The following is a 19732-nucleotide window of genomic DNA, read 5'->3' as shown; positions in this document are numbered from 1 at the left end:
GGGCTGTCGGTGATGGTAGTGCGTCATCGGGCGTGGCCGGGACGACGGCTTCATCGAGCCAGCGCTCCGCCAGGCCCTGTACGACAAGGCCGTTGAGCACAAACGCTTCGTGACGATCAAGGCCGGCCGGCATCACGCAGGCGGCCCCGCCATCGGCCAGGACCAGTCCGCCAGGCCATGCGCGGGTTGTTCGGCCTGGGAGCCGAACGCGTATCCGGAGCCGGGCGCGCTAGAACCGATACGTCGCGCTGGCCACCACGGTGCGCCGCGCGCCCCACCAGCAGTCGCCGCGCGCCAGGCAGGTGCTCACATACACCTTGTCGGCCGCGTTGTTCACGTTGAGCGCGAAGCGCCAGGCGTCGGTGTCGTAGGCGAGCACCAGGTCCAGCAGCGTGACCGATGGCACCCGCGGGCCGGGCGCGGCCTCGGAGCGGTCGCTGAAGCTGCTCATGAAGCGCACACCCGCGCCGACCGAGAAGCCTGCGAGGTCTGCGATCGCGAAGCCCTGCTTGGCCCACACCGCGGCCTGGCGGCGCGGCATGCCGCCGAGCTTGTCGTCGGCATCGGTGTAGTTGAAGTGCGCAATGAGGTCGGTTCTCCTGCCCACCGACGTCTTCAGCTCCAGCTCCACGCCCTTGTTGCGCGTCGCATCGAGCTGCAGGCCGACGCGTGGATCGGTCGGGTCGGAGATGGTGCGGTTCTTTTCCTTGAGCTTGTAGACCGAGGCCGTGACGCTGGTGGACGCGCCCTCGGGCATGTACTTCACTCCGGCCTCGACCTGCTCGCCACGCAAGGGCTTGAACAGGCCGCCGCTGGCCATGCGGCCACTCAGGGGCGTGAAGGACTCGGTGTAGCTCACATAGGGCGACCAGCCCGCGGGCAAGGTGTACATCAGGCCCAGGCGCTTGGTCGTGGCGCTGGTGGTCTCGTCGTCGCTGCCGTCGGTGCCGGCGGTCGCGCGGTCATGCCGCAGGCCGGCGACGACGATCCAGCGGTCCAGCTGCATCTGGTCCTGCAGGTAGACGCCGACGTTGCGCTGCGTCGTGCCCGGAGTGCCCACCAGGTTGCCGCGGTCCGGCAGGTTCACGCCGTAGACCGGTGCGTAGGCATCGATCACGCTCGTCTGGCTGGCGCCCTCGCGCTTGTGCTCGCGCTGGCGCGAATAGTCCAGGCCCGCCAGCAGCGTGTGCCGCACGGCGCCGGTCTGCAGATGGCCCTCGGCATGCGTGTCCACGCCGGTCATGCGCGTGCGCGTGATGCTTCTGCCGTAGTAGCGCTCGATGAGCCGCTGGTTGATCGGGTCCACGCTCCAGCCGCCCGGGCCCGCGTCGACGCCGTTGCCGAAGAAGTTCGCGTAGAAGTAGTCCGAGTCGTTTTCGTTGCGCGAGATGCGCAGGTTCTGGCGCAACGTCCACTGGTCGTTGAACCTGTGCTCGAACTGCCAGCCGAAGGACTTGCGGTCGCTGTCGTAGCCGTCGCCCGGCTCGCCGATGAATCGGCTGGTGGGCAGCCGGCCGTTCGGGTTGGGCAGCAACGTGCCCTGCCACGGGAAGAACTGCGACGTGCTGCCGGTCTTGTCTTTCTGCCAGAAGCCCTGCAGCACGAGCGAGGTGGCGCCGTCCGGCCGCCAGGCCAGCGAGGGCGCGATCAGCGTGCGGTCGTCGGGCACGTAGTCGACCTGGGTGTCGGCCTTGCGGTGCAGCGCGACGATGCGGTAGGACCACTGGTCCGACAGCGGCCCGGTCAAATCGGCCTGCACCTGCTTGCGGCCATGGCTGCCGAACTGCACGCCCACCTCGCGCTGCGCATCCTGCAGCGGCCGCTTGCTGACCATGTTGACCACGCCGGCCGCCGTGCCCGCGCCGAACAGCATGCCGGCCGGGCCGCGCAGCACCTCGATGCGCTCCATCACGTACGGGTCGGGCCGCGTGGTGCTGGTGTACCAGCCGGCCGAGTTCTGCTGCAGCCCGTCCAGGTAGATGCTGGGCTCGGTGCCGCGGATCATCACCGAATCGGCGCGCGAGTCCAGGCCGTAGCCGTCGGACCGCACGCCGGCCGCATAGGCCAGCGCGTCCTGCAGGTTGGTCGCGCCCTGGTCGACGAGCTGGTCGCGCGTGACTACGGTGACGGACTGCGGCGTCTCGGCCAGCGGCGTGTCGGTCTTGGTGGCCGTGGCGGCGCGCCTGGCGCGGTAGCCGACGACGGGGGAGGTGGCGGTCTCGCGCTCGGCGCTGGCGTTCACGCGGATTTCGCTGAGCGTGCCGGCGGTGGTGGCCGGCGTGGTGGCTGTGGTGGGTGTGGCCTGCGCCCAGGCCGCGCCTTGCAGCGTGGTGAGCAACACAGCCGCAGCCGCGGCCACGGGATGGAGAGTTGTGCGGTGCATGGTCAAGTCCTGTGGATGTGGAGAAACATGGTGCAAAGGCATCAGAACGTCGCGCGCAGCGTGACGGTCGCGGTGCGCGGGTCGGCGTAGTGCACGCCGTTGTAGAAGCCCACGCGGTTCGCGTAGTGCTTGTCGAACAGGTTGTTCACGTTGAGCTGGGCGCTCAGGTTGTCGCTGATGCGGTAGCCCAGCATCAGGCTGGCCAGCCACACGCGGCCTTGCGCGATGCGCGACGGCGAGGTGATCGCATTGCCGTTGGCGGCGTAGGCACCGGTCGGCCGTTGCGCCGTGGCCCACAAGCCACTCTGAAAGTTCACGCCGCCGCCCACGCTGAAGCGCTGGCCATCGCCGAAGCGGTAGCTCGTGAACAGCTTGAACAGGTTGCGCGGCGTGCCGGTGTTGGTCGGCTCGCCGTTGGCCAGGCGCGAGCGCGTGTGGCTGTAGCCGGCCGCCACGTTCCACTGCCGCGTGATCTGGCCGGCGGCCTCGAACTCGACACCGTCGGTCACGTTGCCCTTTCCCGTGGAGCGGTAGGCCTGCACCGCGCCGGGCAGCGAGTTCGGTGGCACGCTGTCGTCGATCTCGGCCACGTTGTCGCGCTTGCTGCGGAAGATGGCGGCCGACACGTTCAGCCGCTTGTCGAACAGCTCGCCCTTGATGCCGGCCTCGATGCTGTTGCCCTGCATCGGGTCGATGGGTTCGTTGGCGCGGTCGCGGTAGTTCTGCGGCTGGAAGATGCTGGTGTAGGCTGTGTAGGCCGTCCACTGCGGCGTCAGGTCGAACAGCAGGCCGGCATACGGTGTCCAGATGCCGTCGTTCTTGTAGCCGCTGGCGCTGGTCTGCGCGCCGCTGGCCGCGTTGTTGCGCGTACGCGTTTCGTACGCGCCGTAGCGCACGCCCAGCACGGCCTTCAGCGGGTCGGCCAGGTGCAGCCTGGTGGCCAGGTAGGCGGCTTTCTGGCGGATCAGGTTGACGCTGGTGGGCACCGGCAGGTCCACGCTCGTGAACTGGCGCACGTCGCCGGTCCAGGTGCGCCAGTCCGGGATCACGCCGTAGTTCCCCGGCAGCGTGTCTGCGCCTTCGTTCTGCACACGCAGGCTGTTCAGCTCCTTTTTGGATTGGCCCCAGCCGAGCAGCACGTCGTGCGTGCGGCCGAAGGCCTGGAACTTGCCGTCCACGTTGAGGTCGACGACGTCCATGTCCTCATCGGACGGGAAGCGGCCCGAGGCCACGGTGATGCCGCTGCCATCGGCCCGCGGGTACTGGCCGAAGCCGAAGTACAGGCTGCCGTCCTGCACGCGGTTGCTGTGCGTGAAGCCGGCGCGCACGCGCCAGTCGGGGTGGAAGCGGTGCTCCACCGTGGCGAAAGTCTTCTTCTCGCGGATGTTCCACGACGACCAGGGCGTGGACAGGTTCAGGTCGAACGGCATGTTGGCCTCGGTGCCGTCGGCGTTCCAGTACGGCACCGTGCCCCAGGTCACGCCGCGCGGGTCGGACTTCTGGCGCTCGTGGCCCAGGGCGATGGTGGTGTCCGGCCCCAGGTCGGCCTCGACGATGCCGTAGACGGCCTCGATGTCCTGCCTGTACATGGGCCGGAACGAGCCGGCCTCCTGCTTGGCCGCGACGAAGCGACCGCGGACCTTGCCGTCGAAGGCCAGCGGGCTCGACAGGTCGATCTCGGCACGCTGCAGGTCATGGGAGCCCAGGCGCAGCGCGGCGCTGCCCTGGAACTCGCGCGTGGGCCGCTTGCGCACCTGGTTCACGGTGGCCGACGGGTCACCCGCGCCGGTCATGAGCCCGGTGGCCCCGCGCACCACCTCGATGCGGTCGTAGACGATGTTGTCGCCGTTGGTCTTCAGCGAGCCGCCGAAGGTGTTCAGCATGCCGTCGACCTGGTAGTTGTTGATGTTGTAGCCGCGCGCGCTGTAGGTGATGCGCTCGGTGTCGTTGTTGCTGACGTAGACGCCGGTCACCTGCTGCAGGGTCTCCGACAGGGTCTGCAGGCCCTGCTCTTCCATGCGCTCGCGCGTGATGATGGTCATGGACTGCGGCGTCTCGCGCGGCGTGAGGCCGAGCTTGGTGGCCGTGGACAGGGGCGCCGTCGTGGTGTACGAGCGCGTGCCCTCGGTGGTCGCATCGCGGCCGTCGGTGACGGTGATCTCCTTGAGCGTGGCCGCGGTCTGCGCAAGCGCAGGCGCTGCCCCGCAGACCGCAACGACGGCGATGCACAGCGCGCGGCGCGCGGGCGGGGGGTGGATGCAATGCATGGACATGGATAGCCTTTGATGTGATGAAGAAATCGTTGCGGCTCAGTAGCGCACCCGCAGCGCGAGCACGGCACTGCGCGGCGCGACCTGGCCGCTGGCTTCGAGCTCCAGGCCCTCACTGCGCACGTCGCGCAGCGCAGGCTTGACGAGGCCGCCGTTGTCCAGCCGGTGCTCCAGCTCGACAAAGACATCCAGCGTGTCCATGTCCTGGCGGGTCGCGCGCGTGCCGACCACGGTGCTGCGCGGCACATCCAGCAGGCGGCCATCGGCATAGGCCGGCAGGCCATGGTCGACCATGGAGCGCACGCGCTGGCGGGTGGTGCCCACGGACACGGTGGTGGACGGCGCGAGGTCCAGCTTGGTGACGTTGCGATCGTCCAGCTGCTGGCGCGTGATCACGCTGACGGACTGCGGCGTCTCGCGCGGCGACAGGCCGGTCTTGCCGATGTCCAGTTCACGCGCGGTGTAGGTGCCCTCGGTGGTCGATGCGCTGTCGATCACGCGCACCTCGGGCAAGGCGGTCTGCGCCGGCGCGCCGGCCGCGCAGGCCAGCACGCATGCGCCCATCAGGGTGGTGGTCCGCGGGCGCGCGCCGCGGCGTGGAATGTGCTGTCGCATGAAAGCTCCTCGTTTTGACAACCGGGGAGCAAGACACGTGGCGGCAGCTGCGGGCTTGCTTGAAAAGGAAGGTGGCTAAGGCTTGTGCGGGCGCCACCAGAACCAGGCGCCGACCATGACTGGCAGGCCCAGGCCCAGCCAGGACCACCAGTCGTACCAGCCGTCGGCCAGCAGCGCGCTGACCAAACCCGTGCCGCTGACCAGGCCCAGCGCGATCGGCCAGCCCCAGACGCGCAGGAACGACGCGCGCATCAGCTGCGCACGGGCGCCGCGGCGCCGGTAGCGGAACCCTTGGCCTGCGGCTGGCGCCGCTTGACCCACAGGTACAGGCCCGTGACGAGCACGACGATGGTCACGATGTCCAGCAGCGCCCACAGGATCTGCATGGGCACGCCGCCGTAGTCGCCGAAGTGCAGCGGCTGCGAGACCAGCAGCACGGCCAGATACCACGGCAGCGCGCGCGCATCGGTGACCTGGCTGGTGGCCGCATCGACCAGCACGGGCTTGAGCAGCTTGGCCGTCACATGCTCGCCACCGCGCAGGTACACGCCGTAGTGGTGCGGGCTGGAGAAACCGGTGCCCGGAAAGGCGACGAACGCCACCTTCATGCCGGGCTCGTGGGCCAGCGCAGCGGCCACGGCGCGCTGCAGCGAGCCGGGCGTTGCGAGCGGCGGCTTGTCCTTGTAGGGCGCCAGCATGGCGGCCACCTCGGTGTGCTGGTAGTACTTGACCAGCAGGTCGGCCCAGGCGTTGATGACGCCCGTGGCGCCCACCACCGTGAACCACACCAGCGTGACGATGCCCAGCAGGTTGTGCAGGTCCAGCCACTTGGCGCGCGGGCTGCGCGCGCGCCGGATCTCGCCGAACCGCAGCTTGCGCATGAAGGGCGCATAGAGCACGGTGCCCGACACCAGCGAGACCAGCAGCAGCACGCCCATGAGGCCCAGGAACAGCATGCCCGGCAGGCCTGCGAACAGGTCGATGTGCAGCGACCGCATGATGTACATGAAGCCGCTGTCCAGCGGCGGATCGCCCAGCGCGCGGCCGGTGCGTGCGTCCACGGCCACCTGCTTGAAGCCGGCGGTCGCGTCGGGTGTGGGCGCCATGGTCACGTACCAGACACGGTCGTCGTCCTCTTCCTGCGAGGCGAACATGCCCTGCAGGCCCGGGTAGCGCTCGCCGGCCAGCCGCATGATGGCGTCCAGGTCGGCGCGCGGGGAGTCTGCGGGCATCTCGGCCGCCTCGATCTCGGTGCCGAGCAGGTGGCCGATCTCGTGGTGGAAGATCAGCGGCAGCCCGGTGATGCACAGCAGCAGCATGAACACGGTGCAGACCAGGCTGGACCACTTGTGGGTCCAGGTCCAGTGGCGGATGGCGCGGCTGCTGAGCATGGGCGTTCAGCCTGCCTTAGCGGCGGTACTGCAGTTGCACGTCCACCGTGCGGCCACCGCCGTAGTAGCAGTAAAAGTCGCAGGCGCTGACATAGGTCTTGTCCGTCAGGTTGCGTGCGTTCAGCTGCAGCGCCCAGTTGCGGTCGATCTCGTAGCGCACCATCAGGTCCAGCAGCGTGAACGCGGCGATCTTGCGGCCCGGGTAGTAGGTCTCGTCGACCGTGGAGCCGTTGTAGCGCGCGCCGGTCGCCACGGTGAGGCCGTTGGTGCCGGCCAGGTTCAGTTTGTGGCTGACCCACAGGCTGGCCTGGTTACGCGGGATCAGCGGCGTGCGCACGGTGTCGGTGACGGTGCGGTCCTGGTCCGAGTCGTTGTGCGTGTAGGACGCCTTGATGGCGGTGGCGCGCTGGATCTTGAAGTCGCCCTGCCATTCGAAGCCGCGGTTGGTGCGCTTGCCGATCTGGCGTTGCACGTTGGAGGCATCGGCCGCCAGCGCGTTCTTCTCCTGCAGGTCGAAGTAGGCGAAGGTCATGTTGCCGCCGTTGAGCCAGGAGGGCTCCAGCTTCACACCCACTTCGGCCTGCCGGCCTTCATAGGGCACATAGGGCCGGTTGTCGCTGTCTACCCCCACCGTCGGCTTGAAGGACTCCGAATAGCTGATGTAGGGCGCGATGCCCACGGAGGTGATGTACATCGCACCGGCGTTGAAACTGTTGTGGCTCACGTCGTAGCCGCCTTCGACGCTGTTCCTGGCACGGTCGTGGCGCAGGCCGGCGTTGAAGTTCCAGTTGCTGCCCACCTGCAGCTGCGCGGACGCATAGGCGCCCAGCTGGCGCAGGCGCTGCTCGTAGGGCGAGGCGCTGACGGCGAACGGCGCGCCGTACACGGGCGCGAACATGTCCAGGTTGGGCACGAGACCGAAGCCGTTGTTCTGGCCCTCGGTGTCGGACTTCAGGTAGTCCAGGCCCACGGTCGGGCGCAGCGTGATGTCGCCCCACTTCACCGAGCCGCTCAGGCGGTTGTCCAGGAAGTGGTTGTCGGTGTCGCCCTTGGTGTAGCTGTAGCCCCGCAGTGCCTGGCGGTCGTTGTCGGACGCATACGCGAACACGTTCTGCTGGTCCAGCACGAAGCGCGAGAATTTGTAGTTCTGTGCGAAGGACCAGTTGTCGGAGATGTCATGGCGCAGCAGCCAGCCGGCGGTCGCCTGCGTACGCTTGAGGTGGTCGAAATCCGGCTCGCCCAGGTTGGTGCGGCGGTCGATGCGGCCGTAGGGCGTGTCGATCAGCGAGCCATAGCCGGGCATGAAGCCGTTGGTGGGCGTGCCGCTTTCGCGCTGCACGCTGCCCAGCAGCGTCAGCGCCGTGCGCTTGCTGAACTCGACGGTGACGCTGGGTGCGAAGTAATAGCTCTCCATCTCCGTGCCGTGCTGCATGCCGTCTTCCGTGCGGGCCTGCGCCACGAGGCGGTAGTACACGGAGCCATCGCTGTTGGCCACGCCGTTGTAGTCCACGCCCAGGCCACGCTTGCCGCGGTTGCCCAGCTCGGTATTGAGCAGCAGCCCCGGGGTCTTCTGCGGCCGCTTGGTCACCAGGTTGACGCCGCCGCCGGTGTTGGCGGCGCCGAACACCAGCGCGTTCGCGCCCTTGACCACTTCGACCGATTCCACGCCGAAGATTTCAGGCTTGCCGACGAAAAATCCATTGGGCGTGGTGGGCGCGCCGTCGATCGACACCGAGGCGTCGAAGCCGCGGATCTTGAACCACTCGACCTTGTTGTCCGCGCCGAAGGGCTCGCTGACGATGCCGGCCTGGTATTGCAGGGCCTGGTCGAGCTTGCGGCTGCCGATCGCCTCGATGGCGTTGCGGTCGATCACGGCGCTGGAGTTGGGCGCGTAGAAATCCAGGCTCTGCAACTGGTCGACCGAGCCGATGACGTTGACGGCGGACAAGGCCTTGCCGCTATCCCCAGCCGGCGCCGCGGCCTGGGCCCAGACCACCTGGGACAGGCACAGGGCAAGGGGAGAGAGCGCAGCGATCCGCAGCGCAGCATGGAGACGAACGGGCATGGCAAGCTCACCAAAGAGTTGGTTGTGCTGGCTTGGCGTTCACGCAGACGCGCCTGGCTTGCGGGGGCGCTAGTTTAGCGGCGCCCTTTCGTGCGGATCGGGGGTCGTTGCATGGATACGACAGGCCGGCGCAGTGCACTGCGGGCCTGGCCATGACCGGCGCGCGGCCGCTGCGGCCGCGCGGGGAAGGCGTTCAGCGCAGCAGCAGCACGGGCACCTTGCACAGGCTCAGCACCTTGGTGGCGACCGAGCCCAGGATCAGGTTGCCCAGCACGCCGTGGCCGTGGCTGCCGAGCGCCAGCAGGTCGTAGTTGCCCTGCGTGGCCTCGTGCGCGATGGCTTCGGCCGGGTGGCCGACCTTGTGCTGGAACTCGGCCGGCACGCCCTGCTGCGCGAAGAATGCGCGCACCGGCTCCAGCACCTTGTCGGCCTCTTCCTGGTAGTAGCCCTTGACCACGTCGGCGTCCACGTAGGAGGCGGCGCGCCTGGGCACCTCCGGCACCACGGTCAGCACGGTGTACTGGTTGCTCTCCGTCAGCCACGCATGCGTGCCCAGGTAGGCCAGCATGTCCTTGGTGTGCTTGCTGCCGTCGGCGGCGATCAGAATCTTCATGGTCATCTCCTTCTTGAGGGGGGTGGACACGGGGGTGCAAGCCAGTATCACCCCGCCCTCCGGGCCATGCCTTGATCTCCCTCATGGCGGTGGGCCAAAGCGACAATGCGGCCATGTCCGAACCCCACGCTCTTGCGCGCTGCAGCTGGTGCAGCAGCGACCCGCTCTACCAGGCCTACCACGACACCGAATGGGGCGTGCCGCAGCACGACGCGCGCATGCTGTGGGAGATGCTGATGCTCGAAGGCTTCCAGGCCGGCCTGTCGTGGATCACGATCCTGAAGAAGCGCGAGGCCTTTCGCAAGGCGTTCGCGAACTTCGAGCCGAACAAGGTGGCGCGCTTCACCGAGCGCGACATCGAGCGACTGATGGGCGATGCGGGCATCGTGCGTTCGCGCGCCAAGATCGAGGCCACGATCGCCGGCGCGAAGATCTACGGCGGCATGCAGGCGCGTGGCGAGGACTTCGCCACCTTCTGCTGGTCGTTCACCGACGGCCAGGTCATCGAGGGCGATGGGCGCAACTTCCCCGTGTCCACGCCGCTGTCGGAGCGGATCTCCAAGGAGCTCAAGGCGCGCGGCTTCAAGTTCGTGGGGCCGGTCATCGTCTACGCGTGGATGCAGGCCATCGGCATGGTGAACGACCATGCGGCGCATTGCTTTCGGCGCGGGCAGGTGCAGGGCCCTGCCTTTCGGGCTTGAACGCGGAACCCGCGGCCCTGCGCGCGGGTCCATGCAGAAGTCTTCTCTCCCACAGGATCCCGATGCTGCGCACGCTCAAGGAATTGTTCGACTCGTTCACCGCGCCTGCTGCCGGCCAGTCGCTGGCCCAGCGCGCGCACCAGCACCAGCTGGCGGCGGCCGTGCTGCTGGTGGAGGTCATGCGGGCCGACACGTCGTCCGGCCCGGCCGAGCGCCAGGCCGTGCTGGCGGCGCTGCGCCGCAAGTTCGCGCTGACCGATGACGAGCTGGACCGGCTGCTGGAACTGGCCACCGCCGAGGCGCACCAGCTCTACGACTACCACCGCTTCACGAGCGTGCTGAACGAGCGCTTCACGCAGCCGCAAAAGATCGCTCTGGTCGAGGCGCTGTGGACGGTGGCCTATGCCGATCTGCAGGTGGAGGCCAACGAGAACCATGCGATCAGCAAGATCGCGGGCCTGCTGCACGTGACGCACGGCGAGTACATCGCGGCCAAGCTGCGGGCCAAGGAAGCGGCGGGCCTGCCCTGACGGCCACCCGCGCCAGCAGCACTACCGCGGCCAGAGCGCCCACATCTTGAGCGGCTGCTTGAGCCGCCCGGCGATGTCGCCCGCCTCCGGGCCCCAGCCCGCGAAGTAGTCCGCGCGCACGGCGCCGACGATGGCGCTGCCGGTGTCCTGCGCCAGCACCAGGCGCGCCAGATTCACCACCGGCCCCTGCGAGGCCAGCCAGACGGGGGTGCCGTAGGGCACGCTTTGCGGGTCCACCGCGATCGAGCGGCCCGGCGTGAGTGCCACGCCCTGCGCGCCGCGCGGGCCGAAGGCGGCGTCGAAGGCCGGCAAGGGCTCCTCGCGGAAGAACACCATGCGCGGGTTGGACCACAGCATGTCGCGCACGCGCGCCGGGTTCTGCACGGTCCAGGCCTTGATGCCGGGCCAGGTGGCGTCGCGGATCGCGCCCTGGTCCAGCAGCCAGCGGCCCACGCTTTTGTAGGGCTGGTCGTTGGTGGCGGCATAGGCCACGCGCAACAGGCGCTGGCTGCCGTCGGGCTCGGTCATGCGCAGGCGGCCCGAGCCCTGGATCTGCAGCACCAGCGCGTCGACCGGGTCGGCCAGCCAGGCGATCTCGCGGCCGGCCAGCTGGGCCTGGGCCTCGGGCAGCGTGTCCATCTGCTGGCGCGTGTACCAGGGCTTGCGCTGGGCCAGCGTGGCCGGCGGCTGGTACAGCGGCACGGTGAACAGCGCATTGGGCGTGCGCGAGGCCTCGAACATGGGCTCGTAGTAGCTCGTGAGCAGGCCCTCGCTGGGCGCACTGCCGGGCAATGGCTCGATGCGGTAGGGCTGCAGCCGCGCGAGCATCCAGCTGCGCTGCTCGGCCACGGTGGCGATGCTCATGCGCCGCACTTCGGGGCACAGCGCAGCCCAGGTGCCGCCTGGGCGCTCGCAACTGCGCATCCAGGCATTCCAGGCTTCGTAGAGGGCGTCTTCGCCCAGGCCCGGCAATTCGGACCAGCGCACCGCCACCCATTGGCTGCGCCCCCGCACGATGGGGGCCGGCAGGGGCGCGGTATCGCCAGGCCAGTCCGCGATGGGCGGCAAGGCGGGCACGCCGACACCCGGTGGCGTGGTGGTGGTGGATGGGGGTTCAGGCCGTGGGGGCTTGCTGGAACAGGCGACGAGGATTCCTACAATCGCCGCGCATCCCAACAGCCTGGAGAGTCGGTTCATGGTCCTGATTTTGCTCGAAGCCCTGGGCGCATTGCTGCTCCTGGTGCTCATCGTGTGGTGGACCATGTTCTCGGGCCGCGACAAGGGCGAATTGCCCCCGGTTGACCCGGCGCCCGAGCCGCCTGCAGAGGGCGGCCCTGGCTCCAGCCCGCGCTAGGCGCGGGCCTGTTCGATCAGCGCAGCCCGAAGAAGGACAGGACGGCAACGATCACGACGACAAGGCCAACGATGTAGATGATGGAGTTCATGGTGCGAACCTCTTGGTGGATGACGCCCTGAGCATCGCCGCCAAGCCGCACCAGCGCTGTAGTCAGCTGCCGGCGCACCTTGTAGGACGGCCGGGGCGGATGGGGTCACACATCGCGCAGCAGGTTGGCCAGTTCCACGGCGGACTTCACCTCCATCTTGTCGAACACGCGTGCGCGGTGCACCTCCACCGTGCGCACGCTGATCTCCAACTGGTCGGCAATCAACTTGTTCGGCAAGCCCTCGACCACCAGGCGCATCACGTCGCGCTCGCGCTCGGTCAACTCGTTCAAGCGCGCGCGCAGCACCGTCGTGCCACGCTGCGCAGACAAGGTGCGTGCCGACTCGGCCAGCGCCTGCTCGATGCGGTCGACCAGCGCGTTGTCGGAAAACGGCTTCTCGCAGAAGTCGAACGCGCCCCGCTTGACCGCATCGACCGCGGTCGGCACGTCGGCGTGGCCCGTCAGGAAGATCACCGGCAGGCCCACGTGCTGGCCCGCGGCGACCATCTTGTCGAACAGGGCCAGCCCGCTCATGCCGGGCATGCGCACGTCCAGCAGCAGGCAGGCGGCCTGCGCGGGCTCCAGGCCGGCCTGCAGCCGCGCGTCGAAGGCCTCGGCGCTGTCGTAGGTCTCGCTGAGCAGGCGGCGCGAGCGCAGCAGCCACGACAGCGCGTCGCGCACGCCGGCGTCGTCGTCGACGATGTGGACCAGTCCTTCCTGGATGGGTTGCATGGTGTCGTCTTTGCAGTCAGGCCACGGCGGCCCGGGGGATGGCGGGAGTGTCCACCACCTGCACCGGCAGCGTGAAGCGGAACACGGTGCCCTGCGGCTGGTTGGCCTCGAAGCCCAGCCAGCCGCCGTGCTGCTCGACCACCGTGCGGCACAGCGACAGGCCCAGGCCCATGCCCTCGGGCTTGGTCGTGAAGAAGGGCGTGAACAGCCGCGCCGCCACGTCCCCGGGAATGCCGGCGCCGCCGTCGGCCACCGAGAATTCCAGCCAGCCGTTGGGCCGGCTCGCGCCCTCGCGCGCACCGGCATGCGTCACGCGCAGCAGCAAGAGTCGCTGCTGCACCGACGGGTGGTCCATGGCCTGCATGCCGTTGCGCGCCAGGTTGAGCAGCACCTGCTCGACCATCGTGCGGTCGCAGCGCACGGGTGGCAGGCCGGGCGCCAGTTCGCTGCGCAGCTGCACGCCGAGCTTGCGCGCCTGCAGGCTGATGAGCGGCCAGATCGCGTCCAGCAGGGCCTGCGGCGCCACCGCCTCGTGCGCCTCCTCGCGCCGGCGCACGAAGTCGTGCACGCTCTTGATGACGCGGCCGGCGCGCTCGGCCTGCTCGGCGATGCGCCGCAGCGCCACTGCCGTGTCGGCGGCATCGGCCGGCGCGTGCTCCAGCATGTTCAGCGAGCCCGTGGCATAGCTGGAGATGGCGGCCAGCGGCTGGTTCAGCTCGTGGCTCAATAGCGAGGCCATCTCGCCGACCGTGGCCAGCCGCGCCGTGGCCTGCAGCCGCTCCTGGCTGGCGCGCGAGATCTCCTCGACGCGGCGCTGCTCGCTGATGTCCAGGAAGGCGCTCATCCAGCCCGTCTGCACGCCCTGCGCGTTGATGAGTGGCGCCTCGATGATGAGCACCGGAAAGCGCGTGCCGTCCTTGCGCTGGAACACGGACTCGAAGCCCTCGCGCGGCGGCACGTTGCCGGCCAGCCGGATCGCCTGGCGCTGCTCGTATTCGCCCACGAGCTCGGGCGGCCAGTAGGGCGCAGGCGCGTCCGTGCCCCACAGCTCCTCGGGCGCGAAGCCCACCATGTTGCAAAAGGCCGGGTTCACGTAGGTGATGCGGCCGTCCAGGTCGCGCGCGCGCAGGCCGGTGAGCAGCGAGTCCTCCATGGCCTTGCGGAAGGCCAGCGCATCGGCCAGGTCGCGCTCGGCGCGCTGGCGGCGCCGCATGTCCTTGGCCAGCAGCACCAGCACCGAGACCAGCGCGATCGACATGCAGGTGACCAGCGCGGTCAGCACGTTGGGCAGCAGATCGGGTGCCGAGCGCCAGCTGTCCAGCCGCAGCAGCATGGCATTGCCCGGCAGGTCCAGCAGCTGCTGGGCCGAGAACACGCGCGCGCCGCGGCGTGAAGTGCCGTACAGCGCCAGACGCGTGCCGTCGGCCTCGATGAACGAGGCCTCTTGGCTGCGCGTGAGCTGGCGGCCGATCAGGTCGGCCAGCATGTCCTGCAGCGAATAGGTGGCCAGCACATGGCCGGCCAGGTGGCCGCTGCGCACGATGGGCAGGCACAGGTCCATGACCTCCAGGCCGCGGCCGTCGGGCTGGGGCAGAAAGTAGCTGGTCGAGTACGCCGGGCCGTTGAAGCGCCGGGCCGTGGCGCAGCTCAGGCTCACGTCGGAGTGCGAGCCGTCGCGGCCCAGCTGCGCGAACACGGCGCCGCGGTAGGGCGTGTCGGCCTCGGCCTGCACCCGCAGCGCGGGGCTGCGCCACTCGATGCGCAGCAGCTCGCGGCGCTCGCGCAGCATGGCGGTGGCGCGCGCGTTCCAGTCCTCCAGGCTTGGGTCGGCCGCGTGCAGGGCCTGGAAGCTCTGGATGTTGCGCGCCAGCGCGGCGCGGATGTCGGTGACGGCATCGGCCGTGTCACGCTCGACCTTGTTCTGCACCTGGCTGGCTTCGTAGCGCCCGGCCAGCCAGACCAGCGTGACCAGCACGCCGACCACCAGCGCGATCAGCAGCGACCACAGCGACCAGCGTCGCCACATGGACTGCAGCCAGCGCCAGGGGTGCAGGGCGATCTCGACGCTCACAGCACGCGGTGCTCCAGCGCGGGCAGTTGCCGGCGCACCTGGGCCAGCCGCGCGGCGTCCAGCGTGGCCAGCACGCAGCCCTCGCCCTCGGCGCGCTCGTCCAGCACCTGGCCCCAGGGATCGACCAGCATGGTATGGCCCCAGGTGCGCCGGCCGTTCTCGTGCAGGCCGCCCTGTGCGGGCGCGCACACGTAGGCCAGGTTCTCGATGGCGCGGGCACGCAGCAGCGTCTCCCAGTGCGCCTGGCCGGTGGTGTGCGTGAAGGCGCTGGGCACCAGCAGCAGCTCGGCACCGGCCGCGGCGTAGTGGCGGTACAGCTCGGCAAAGCGCAGGTCGTAGCACACGCTCAGGCCCACGCGCCAGCGCCGGCCGTCGCGCGCCGTGATGTCGAGCAGCGCGGGCGCGTCGCCGCGCTCCAGCACGCGCGACTCGTCGAAGCGTTCGGTGCCGTTGTCGAAGCGGAACAGGTGGATCTTGTCGTAGCGCGCCACGCAAGCGCCCTGCGGGTCGAACACCAGCGAGGTGTTGCGCACGCGCGTGCCGTCGCCCACCGTGATCGGCAGCGTGCCGCCCACCAGCCACAGGCCCAGCTCGCGCGCGGCGTTGGCCAGGAAGGTCTGGATGCGCCCGTGGCCGAACGCCTCCTGGATCGCGAGCTTGTCGGTGTCGCGCGCGCCGAGCAGGCAGAAGTACTCGGGCAGCACGGCCAGCTCGGCGCCGGCCGCGGCGGCCTGCTCCAGCAGCGCACGGGCCTGGCCCAGGTTGTGGTCCAGGCGCGTGGACGAGACCATCTGCACGGCGGCGATCTTCATGGCGTGGCTCCTGCGGAGGGCGGCGTGCCGCCCTTGCGCTCTTCGGCGACCGCGGTCGGCCCGCTGCGCGCCACGCGCTCGATGCGCGGGTCGCTCCAGGTGCCGTCGATGTGGAACTGCTGCGTGGCCGCCTCCATGAGCGGGCGGCGCAGCAGCCACTGCGCGAGGAAGGTGCCCACGCCGATGGCCGGGTTGATCACGGTGGCCACCAGCGAGGCCGTGCCCGCGTTGATCTCGGGCACGACGACGACGCGGATGTCCTGCGTCTCCTGCGTGATGTCGGCGCTGCCGTCCAGCAGCACGGCGGCCGAGACACCCTTCATCTGCAGGTTGTTGGTGCTGGCCTTGCCGCGCGCGATGCGCACGTCGCCGCGGATGAAGTCGAACGCGAAGCCCTCGCTGAACAGGTCGCGGAAGTCCAGCGTCAGCCGCCTGGGCAGCGCCTGCAGGCTCAACACGCCGAGCAGCCGCGCGGCGCCGGCATCGGCCTTGAGGAACTGGCCGTTCTCCACGTCCAGGTGGAACTGGCCGCCCAGGCTGGCCTCGTCGAGCGACAGGGGCGAGCCGGTCCACGCCACCTGGCCCTCCATGCGGCCCGCGCCGCGGCGGAACACGCCGGGCATGGCCAGCCGCGCCAGCAGCGCGCCGGCGTCCTGGATGTCCAGCTTGAAATCCATGACCGTGCGCCGGGCCTGGCCGTTCGGGCCCGCGGCCCAGCTGCCGGATGCGAGGAAGTCGGCCTCGGGCATGGCCAGGTGCAGCTTGTTGAGCCGCCACTCGGCACCGCCGCGGTTCACGGCGTCCATCTCCAGGCGGCCCAGCTTCTTGCCGCGCAACTCGAAGTCCTCGATCACCACGTCCAGCGCCGGTACGGCCGAAGGCTGCTGGTCCAGCAGGGTCGTGACTTCGTCCTCGCTGCCCTGGGCGATGGCCAGCCGTGCGAGCCGTGCGTGCACGCGGCCCGATGCCGCATCGCCGCCCGCGCCGGCCCGGTACTCGACGTAGCCGTTGAGTTCATGCGCATCGACATTGGCGCGCCAGGTGCTGCCCTGGCGTGAGCCGCCGACGACCAGCTGGTGCAGGCTGCGCCCGCCGAAGCGCAGCTCGCCGGCACGCAGCGCGAAGCGGTCGGGCAGGAAAGCGCTGTCGCCGCCCGCCGCGCCCGCAGGGGCCGGCGCGGCCCCGGCCGCCGCGGGCGAGAGGTCGCCGAGCACGGCCTGCCAGGCGTCGACCGAGACCGTGTCCAGCCGCACGTTGGCCACGACGCCACTGGGCGGCAGCGGCGCCGTCTCGTCGGGCAGCAGGCCCAGGCCGATGGCGCCGCGCAGCACGCGCGGCTCGGTGCCGGACAGATCGCGCACGAACTGGGCCGACAGCAGCGGCCCGAGCTCCACGGCGAGCTGGTCCGTGCGCGGCGTGCCGGCCTGCGGCGCCAGCGCCACGCGCAGCGGCCAGGCCGTGTCGGCGGGCTTGGCCAGCGGCGCGGGCAGGTTCAAGGCCAGGCCCTGCAGGCTGCTGTCCAGATTGAAGGCCAGCGCGCCGTTCTGCATGGTCAGCGCTGCCGCATAGGCCGTGCCGCCCGTGGCCTGCTGCGCCAGCCGCGCCACCACGCCAAGCTCGCCGGCCTGGCGCAGGCCCTCGGCCGTGGCTTCGCCCTGCAGGCGCAGGTTCACGTCGTCGCCGCGCGAGCCGCCCTCCACGCGCGCGTCGCCGCCGAACACGCGGGTCTGCAGGCCGGCCAGCGTGAAGCCGGTCTCGCTGAAGTTCACGCTGCCGCGCGTGCGCGCCAGCAGCGAGGTGTCGGGCTGCATGCGCACGTCATTGCCGGGCAGCAGCACGCTGCCCTGCACCTTGCTGCGGGCCAGGTCCGCGAGCGGCAGCGCAAGCTGCAGCTTCAGGTCCGCCGCGCCCGTGGCCGTGGCCTGCGCCAGCGCGCCGCCCGTCATCTGCGCCAGCGGCGAGCTGCCGACCATGGCCAGCATCTCGGCCAGCGGGCCGCGGCCCTCGGCGCGCACCGCGACCTGGGCGTGGCCGAAGTCGGGGATGTCGGCCTCGGCCCTGGTGACCGCAAACCCCGGCAGGCCGGCAAGCTGGCCCTTGGCCTCGCGCACCTGCATGCCGTTGCGGTCGAACACGAGCCGGCCCGACAGCCGGGCCAGCGCGGGCCAGGGCAGCTCGCCGGCGTTCTGCAGCCGCGCCGGCACATAGGCGTAGACGACGTCCTGCACCTGGGCCGTGATGTTGAACTCGCCGAGCTTGGGGTTCTGGTAGGGGAAGTGCTCCAGGTCGCCCTTGACCTTGAACTGCACGCTGCTGGACTTGCCCTGCTGCACGGCATCGCGCACGTAGTGGCGCGCGTCGTCGCCCACCACCAGCGGCAGGTAGCGGTGCACGCGCGTGCCGTCGGCGCGTGTGAGCTTGCCGGCCAGGTCGAGCACGCCGGGGCCGTGCGGCTGGCCGTCGTCGGCAGGCGCGTCGCGGCTGGCCCAGCGCGCCTGCAGCTCCCCCGCGCCATCGGCATTGGCGAAGTGCGCGCTCGGCACGTGCACGGTGAGGCGAGCGCCCTGTCGCTGCCAGCGCAGCTCGGCGTCCAGGCTGTCCATGGGCACCAGCGGCTCTTCGAACACGCCCGGGAATTCCATGGCGCCCTGCGCGATCGACAGCGTGGCCTGGCCGCCGCCCTGGTTCAGGTCGAACGTGCCCGCGGCGCCGCGCAGGCCGGGCCGGCCGATCGGGTGCTGCATGTCGGGCCGCGCCGCAGGCAGGGCGCCGGCGGCGATCGCCAGATTCTGCACGCGGCCGCGCACGCGGTAGCTGGCCGGGGCCTCGATGCGGCCCGTCCAGCTCGCGTTGAGCTGTTCGACCTGGCCGCGCGGCGCGAATGCAGCCAGTTGTCCATGCGCCTCGGGCGACAGCGGCAGACGCCGCGCGACCTCGGCGAGCGCGCCCAGGTCAATGCGGTCGGCGCGCAGCTGGCCCTGGCCGGGCACGCGACTTTCGCCGCGCATGTAGGTCAGGAACACGTCGCCGCGGGGCCAGTCGACGCGGCCGTCCTCACCGTCGCGCAGTGCGAAGCGCAGCTGCTCTGTGGCCAGCTCCAGGCCACTGGCCAGCTGCTTGCCGGTCAGGCGGCCCTGCACGTGGTCGAAGGCCAGTGGCGCCAGGTCGGCGCCGAGGCGGGCGCTGGCGTCCTGCAGCGCCAGGTCGGCCGTGCCGCCCAGCACGTCGCCGTGCACGACGTCGGCCCACACGCGCAGCGCGCCGCGGCCGGCCAGCAGCTCGACGTCGTGGCCCGCGCCCAGGTCGACATGCGGGCGCAGCCGGGACAGGTCGATGCCGGGGAAGTCGGCATACACGGGCCCGTCCCACTCGCGCCAGTTGCCGCGCCGCGGGTTCAGGAGGGACTGGCGCATCGTGGCGCGCAGGCTGAAGCGCTCGCCCCATTCGGCCGGCGGTGTCGCGTCCAGCCGGATCAGGTGGCGCCGGCTGCCGTTGCGGATGACCAGGTCGGCCTGCTGCAGCTCGACCGGGTCGCTGCGCTGCTGCTCGTCGGTCCAGCGCACGGTGGCCTGGCGCACGGCCACTTCGCGCTGCGAGAACAGCCAGTCGCCGGCCCAGCCGTCGCCGCCCTGCGCGTCGCCCGAGATGTCGATGCCGGCCAGCAGGATGCGGCCTTCGGCCGTGCGACGCACGTCGAGCACGGGGCCGTCGATCACCAGTTGCTCGAAGCCCAGGCGCACCAGCGAACGCGGCGACAGCAGAGCCGATACACGTGCGAGGCGCAGGCCTTCGCGGCCCTGCGCGTCCAGCAGCACGACGTCGTTCAGTTCAAAGCTGGGGACCAGCCAGCCCGATGTGGCGCTGATCGAACCGATGCGCACGGGAGCCCCGAGCACGCGTGTGGCAGTGGCTTCCAGCTGCGGGCGGAACTCGGCGATTCGCGGCACAATCCAGCCGTGCAACGCCCCCCAGGCCATGCCCAAGACCAGCCACATGCCCAGCACAAGCCCCAAGACCCAGGGGGCCGCGATGGCCGCCAGCTTGAGAAGGCGTGAAGGACGTGGCGTCGGTTCTGTCATTGCAAGCTAGATGGCCAGGAATTAT

16 protein-coding genes are annotated in these 19732 nt (G+C 70.2%); 3 read left to right on the top strand and 13 right to left on the bottom strand.

Translation table 11 applies throughout. From position 1 onward, the window contains the following. Positions 1–229: 229 nt before the first annotated feature. The 7 genes from ASF43_RS26840 to ASF43_RS26815 form a co-directional block, all read right to left on the bottom strand. Positions 230–2383, bottom strand: coding sequence for a TonB-dependent siderophore receptor (locus ASF43_RS26840; RefSeq protein ID WP_056188647.1), 2154 nt, complete (start codon positions 2381–2383; stop codon positions 230–232). 41 nt (positions 2384–2424) lie between these two features. Further along, positions 2425–4656 carry a TonB-dependent siderophore receptor gene (locus tag ASF43_RS26835; protein WP_056188316.1) on the bottom strand — a complete coding sequence of 744 codons (2232 nt, stop codon included), beginning with the start codon at positions 4654–4656 and terminating at the stop codon, positions 2425–2427. A 36-nt stretch (positions 4657–4692) separates the two neighbouring features. Beyond that, positions 4693–5268, bottom strand: a complete 576-nt coding sequence (locus ASF43_RS26830) for a hypothetical protein (RefSeq protein ID WP_156373535.1) — start codon at positions 5266–5268, stop codon at positions 4693–4695. A gap of 75 nt (positions 5269–5343) precedes the next feature. Then, positions 5344–5520: a hypothetical protein gene (locus ASF43_RS31470; protein ID WP_200932619.1), complete on the bottom strand. Its 177-nt coding sequence runs from the start codon at positions 5518–5520 to the stop codon at positions 5344–5346. Continuing rightward, positions 5520–6659 carry a PepSY domain-containing protein gene (locus ASF43_RS26825; protein ID WP_056188310.1) on the bottom strand — a complete coding sequence of 380 codons (1140 nt, stop codon included), beginning with the start codon at positions 6657–6659 and terminating at the stop codon, positions 5520–5522. Before ASF43_RS26825 ends, ASF43_RS31470 begins: the two co-directional genes overlap by 1 nt. 16 nt (positions 6660–6675) lie before the next feature. Then, entirely contained in the window at positions 6676–8724 is a 2049-nt protein-coding gene (locus tag ASF43_RS26820; protein WP_082498195.1) for a TonB-dependent siderophore receptor, read from the bottom strand. A gap of 193 nt (positions 8725–8917) precedes the next feature. Continuing rightward, positions 8918–9337: a universal stress protein gene (locus tag ASF43_RS26815; RefSeq protein WP_056188641.1), complete on the bottom strand. Its 420-nt coding sequence runs from the start codon at positions 9335–9337 to the stop codon at positions 8918–8920. A 113-nt stretch (positions 9338–9450) separates the two neighbouring features. Here ASF43_RS26815 and ASF43_RS26810 point away from each other — a divergent pair, with 113 nt between their 5' ends. Both ASF43_RS26810 and ASF43_RS26805 read left to right on the top strand, forming a co-directional pair. Next, complete coding sequence (locus ASF43_RS26810; protein WP_056188638.1) at positions 9451–10038, top strand: DNA-3-methyladenine glycosylase I; 588 nt, start codon at positions 9451–9453, stop codon at positions 10036–10038. Positions 10039–10100: 62 nt separating this feature from the next. Next, positions 10101–10568, top strand: a complete 468-nt coding sequence (locus ASF43_RS26805; RefSeq protein WP_056188308.1) for a TerB family tellurite resistance protein — start codon at positions 10101–10103, stop codon at positions 10566–10568. A gap of 21 nt (positions 10569–10589) precedes the next feature. Here ASF43_RS26805 and ASF43_RS26800 read toward each other — a convergent pair whose 3' ends face one another. Beyond that, positions 10590–11831, bottom strand: a complete 1242-nt coding sequence (locus ASF43_RS26800) for a murein transglycosylase A (RefSeq protein WP_082498208.1) — start codon at positions 11829–11831, stop codon at positions 10590–10592. Here ASF43_RS26800 and ASF43_RS31465 point away from each other — a divergent pair. Then, positions 11764–11922 carry a hypothetical protein gene (locus ASF43_RS31465; protein WP_200932618.1) on the top strand — a complete coding sequence of 53 codons (159 nt, stop codon included), beginning with the start codon at positions 11764–11766 and terminating at the stop codon, positions 11920–11922. The genes ASF43_RS26800 and ASF43_RS31465 overlap by 68 nt on opposite strands. 16 nt (positions 11923–11938) lie before the next feature. Here ASF43_RS31465 and ASF43_RS31035 read toward each other — a convergent pair whose 3' ends face one another. From ASF43_RS31035 to ASF43_RS26780, 5 genes are read right to left on the bottom strand one after another with little or no spacing between them, the layout of a single operon-like run. Next, on the bottom strand, positions 11939–12091 hold the full coding sequence (locus tag ASF43_RS31035) for a hypothetical protein (protein WP_156373534.1): 153 nt from the start codon (positions 12089–12091) through the stop codon (positions 11939–11941). A gap of 27 nt (positions 12092–12118) precedes the next feature. Further along, complete coding sequence (locus ASF43_RS26795; RefSeq protein ID WP_056188302.1) at positions 12119–12745, bottom strand: response regulator transcription factor; 627 nt, start codon at positions 12743–12745, stop codon at positions 12119–12121. A gap of 16 nt (positions 12746–12761) precedes the next feature. After that, positions 12762–14771: a nitrogen regulation protein NR(II) gene (locus ASF43_RS26790; RefSeq protein ID WP_056188634.1), complete on the bottom strand. Its 2010-nt coding sequence runs from the start codon at positions 14769–14771 to the stop codon at positions 12762–12764. A 41-nt stretch (positions 14772–14812) separates the two neighbouring features. Then, a complete protein-coding gene (locus ASF43_RS26785) occupies positions 14813–15628 on the bottom strand; it encodes a carbon-nitrogen hydrolase family protein (RefSeq protein WP_056188299.1) in 816 nt (271 codons plus the stop codon). Then, positions 15625–19707: a YhdP family protein gene (locus tag ASF43_RS26780; RefSeq protein WP_056188296.1), complete on the bottom strand. Its 4083-nt coding sequence runs from the start codon at positions 19705–19707 to the stop codon at positions 15625–15627. Before ASF43_RS26780 ends, ASF43_RS26785 begins: the two co-directional genes overlap by 4 nt. Positions 19708–19732: the final 25 nt, after the last annotated feature.

This window comes from Pseudorhodoferax sp. Leaf267, assembly GCF_001422405.1.
Lineage (GTDB): Bacteria > Pseudomonadota > Gammaproteobacteria > Burkholderiales > Burkholderiaceae_C > Pseudorhodoferax.
Note: the sequence above shows the minus strand (reverse complement) of the source record. Positions and strands in the feature narration are given on the sequence as shown.

What these genes read in the sequence shown, in the direction of transcription:
- ASF43_RS26815 (WP_056188641.1), bottom strand. Translation starts at nt 9,337, where the DNA reads ATGAAGATTCTGATCGCCGCCGACGGCAGCAAGCACACCAAGGACATG.
- ASF43_RS26780 (WP_056188296.1), bottom strand. Translation starts at nt 19,707, where the DNA reads ATGACAGAACCGACGCCACGTCCTTCACGCCTTCTCAAGCTGGCGGCC.
- ASF43_RS31470 (WP_200932619.1), bottom strand. Translation starts at nt 5,520, where the DNA reads ATGCGCGCGTCGTTCCTGCGCGTCTGGGGCTGGCCGATCGCGCTGGGC.
- ASF43_RS26805 (WP_056188308.1), top strand. Translation starts at nt 10,101, where the DNA reads ATGCTGCGCACGCTCAAGGAATTGTTCGACTCGTTCACCGCGCCTGCT.
- ASF43_RS26785 (WP_056188299.1), bottom strand. Translation starts at nt 15,628, where the DNA reads ATGAAGATCGCCGCCGTGCAGATGGTCTCGTCCACGCGCCTGGACCAC.
- ASF43_RS26820 (WP_082498195.1), bottom strand. Translation starts at nt 8,724, where the DNA reads ATGCCCGTTCGTCTCCATGCTGCGCTGCGGATCGCTGCGCTCTCTCCC.
- ASF43_RS26835 (WP_056188316.1), bottom strand. Translation starts at nt 4,656, where the DNA reads ATGTCCATGCATTGCATCCACCCCCCGCCCGCGCGCCGCGCGCTGTGC.
- ASF43_RS26800 (WP_082498208.1), bottom strand. Translation starts at nt 11,831, where the DNA reads ATGGTCCACCACACGATGAGCACCAGGAGCAGCAATGCGCCCAGGGCT.
- ASF43_RS26810 (WP_056188638.1), top strand. Translation starts at nt 9,451, where the DNA reads ATGTCCGAACCCCACGCTCTTGCGCGCTGCAGCTGGTGCAGCAGCGAC.
- ASF43_RS26790 (WP_056188634.1), bottom strand. Translation starts at nt 14,771, where the DNA reads ATGTGGCGACGCTGGTCGCTGTGGTCGCTGCTGATCGCGCTGGTGGTC.
- ASF43_RS26795 (WP_056188302.1), bottom strand. Translation starts at nt 12,745, where the DNA reads ATGCAACCCATCCAGGAAGGACTGGTCCACATCGTCGACGACGACGCC.
- ASF43_RS26830 (WP_156373535.1), bottom strand. Translation starts at nt 5,268, where the DNA reads ATGCGACAGCACATTCCACGCCGCGGCGCGCGCCCGCGGACCACCACC.
- ASF43_RS26840 (WP_056188647.1), bottom strand. Translation starts at nt 2,383, where the DNA reads ATGCACCGCACAACTCTCCATCCCGTGGCCGCGGCTGCGGCTGTGTTG.
- ASF43_RS31465 (WP_200932618.1), top strand. Translation starts at nt 11,764, where the DNA reads ATGGTCCTGATTTTGCTCGAAGCCCTGGGCGCATTGCTGCTCCTGGTG.
- ASF43_RS26825 (WP_056188310.1), bottom strand. Translation starts at nt 6,659, where the DNA reads ATGCTCAGCAGCCGCGCCATCCGCCACTGGACCTGGACCCACAAGTGG.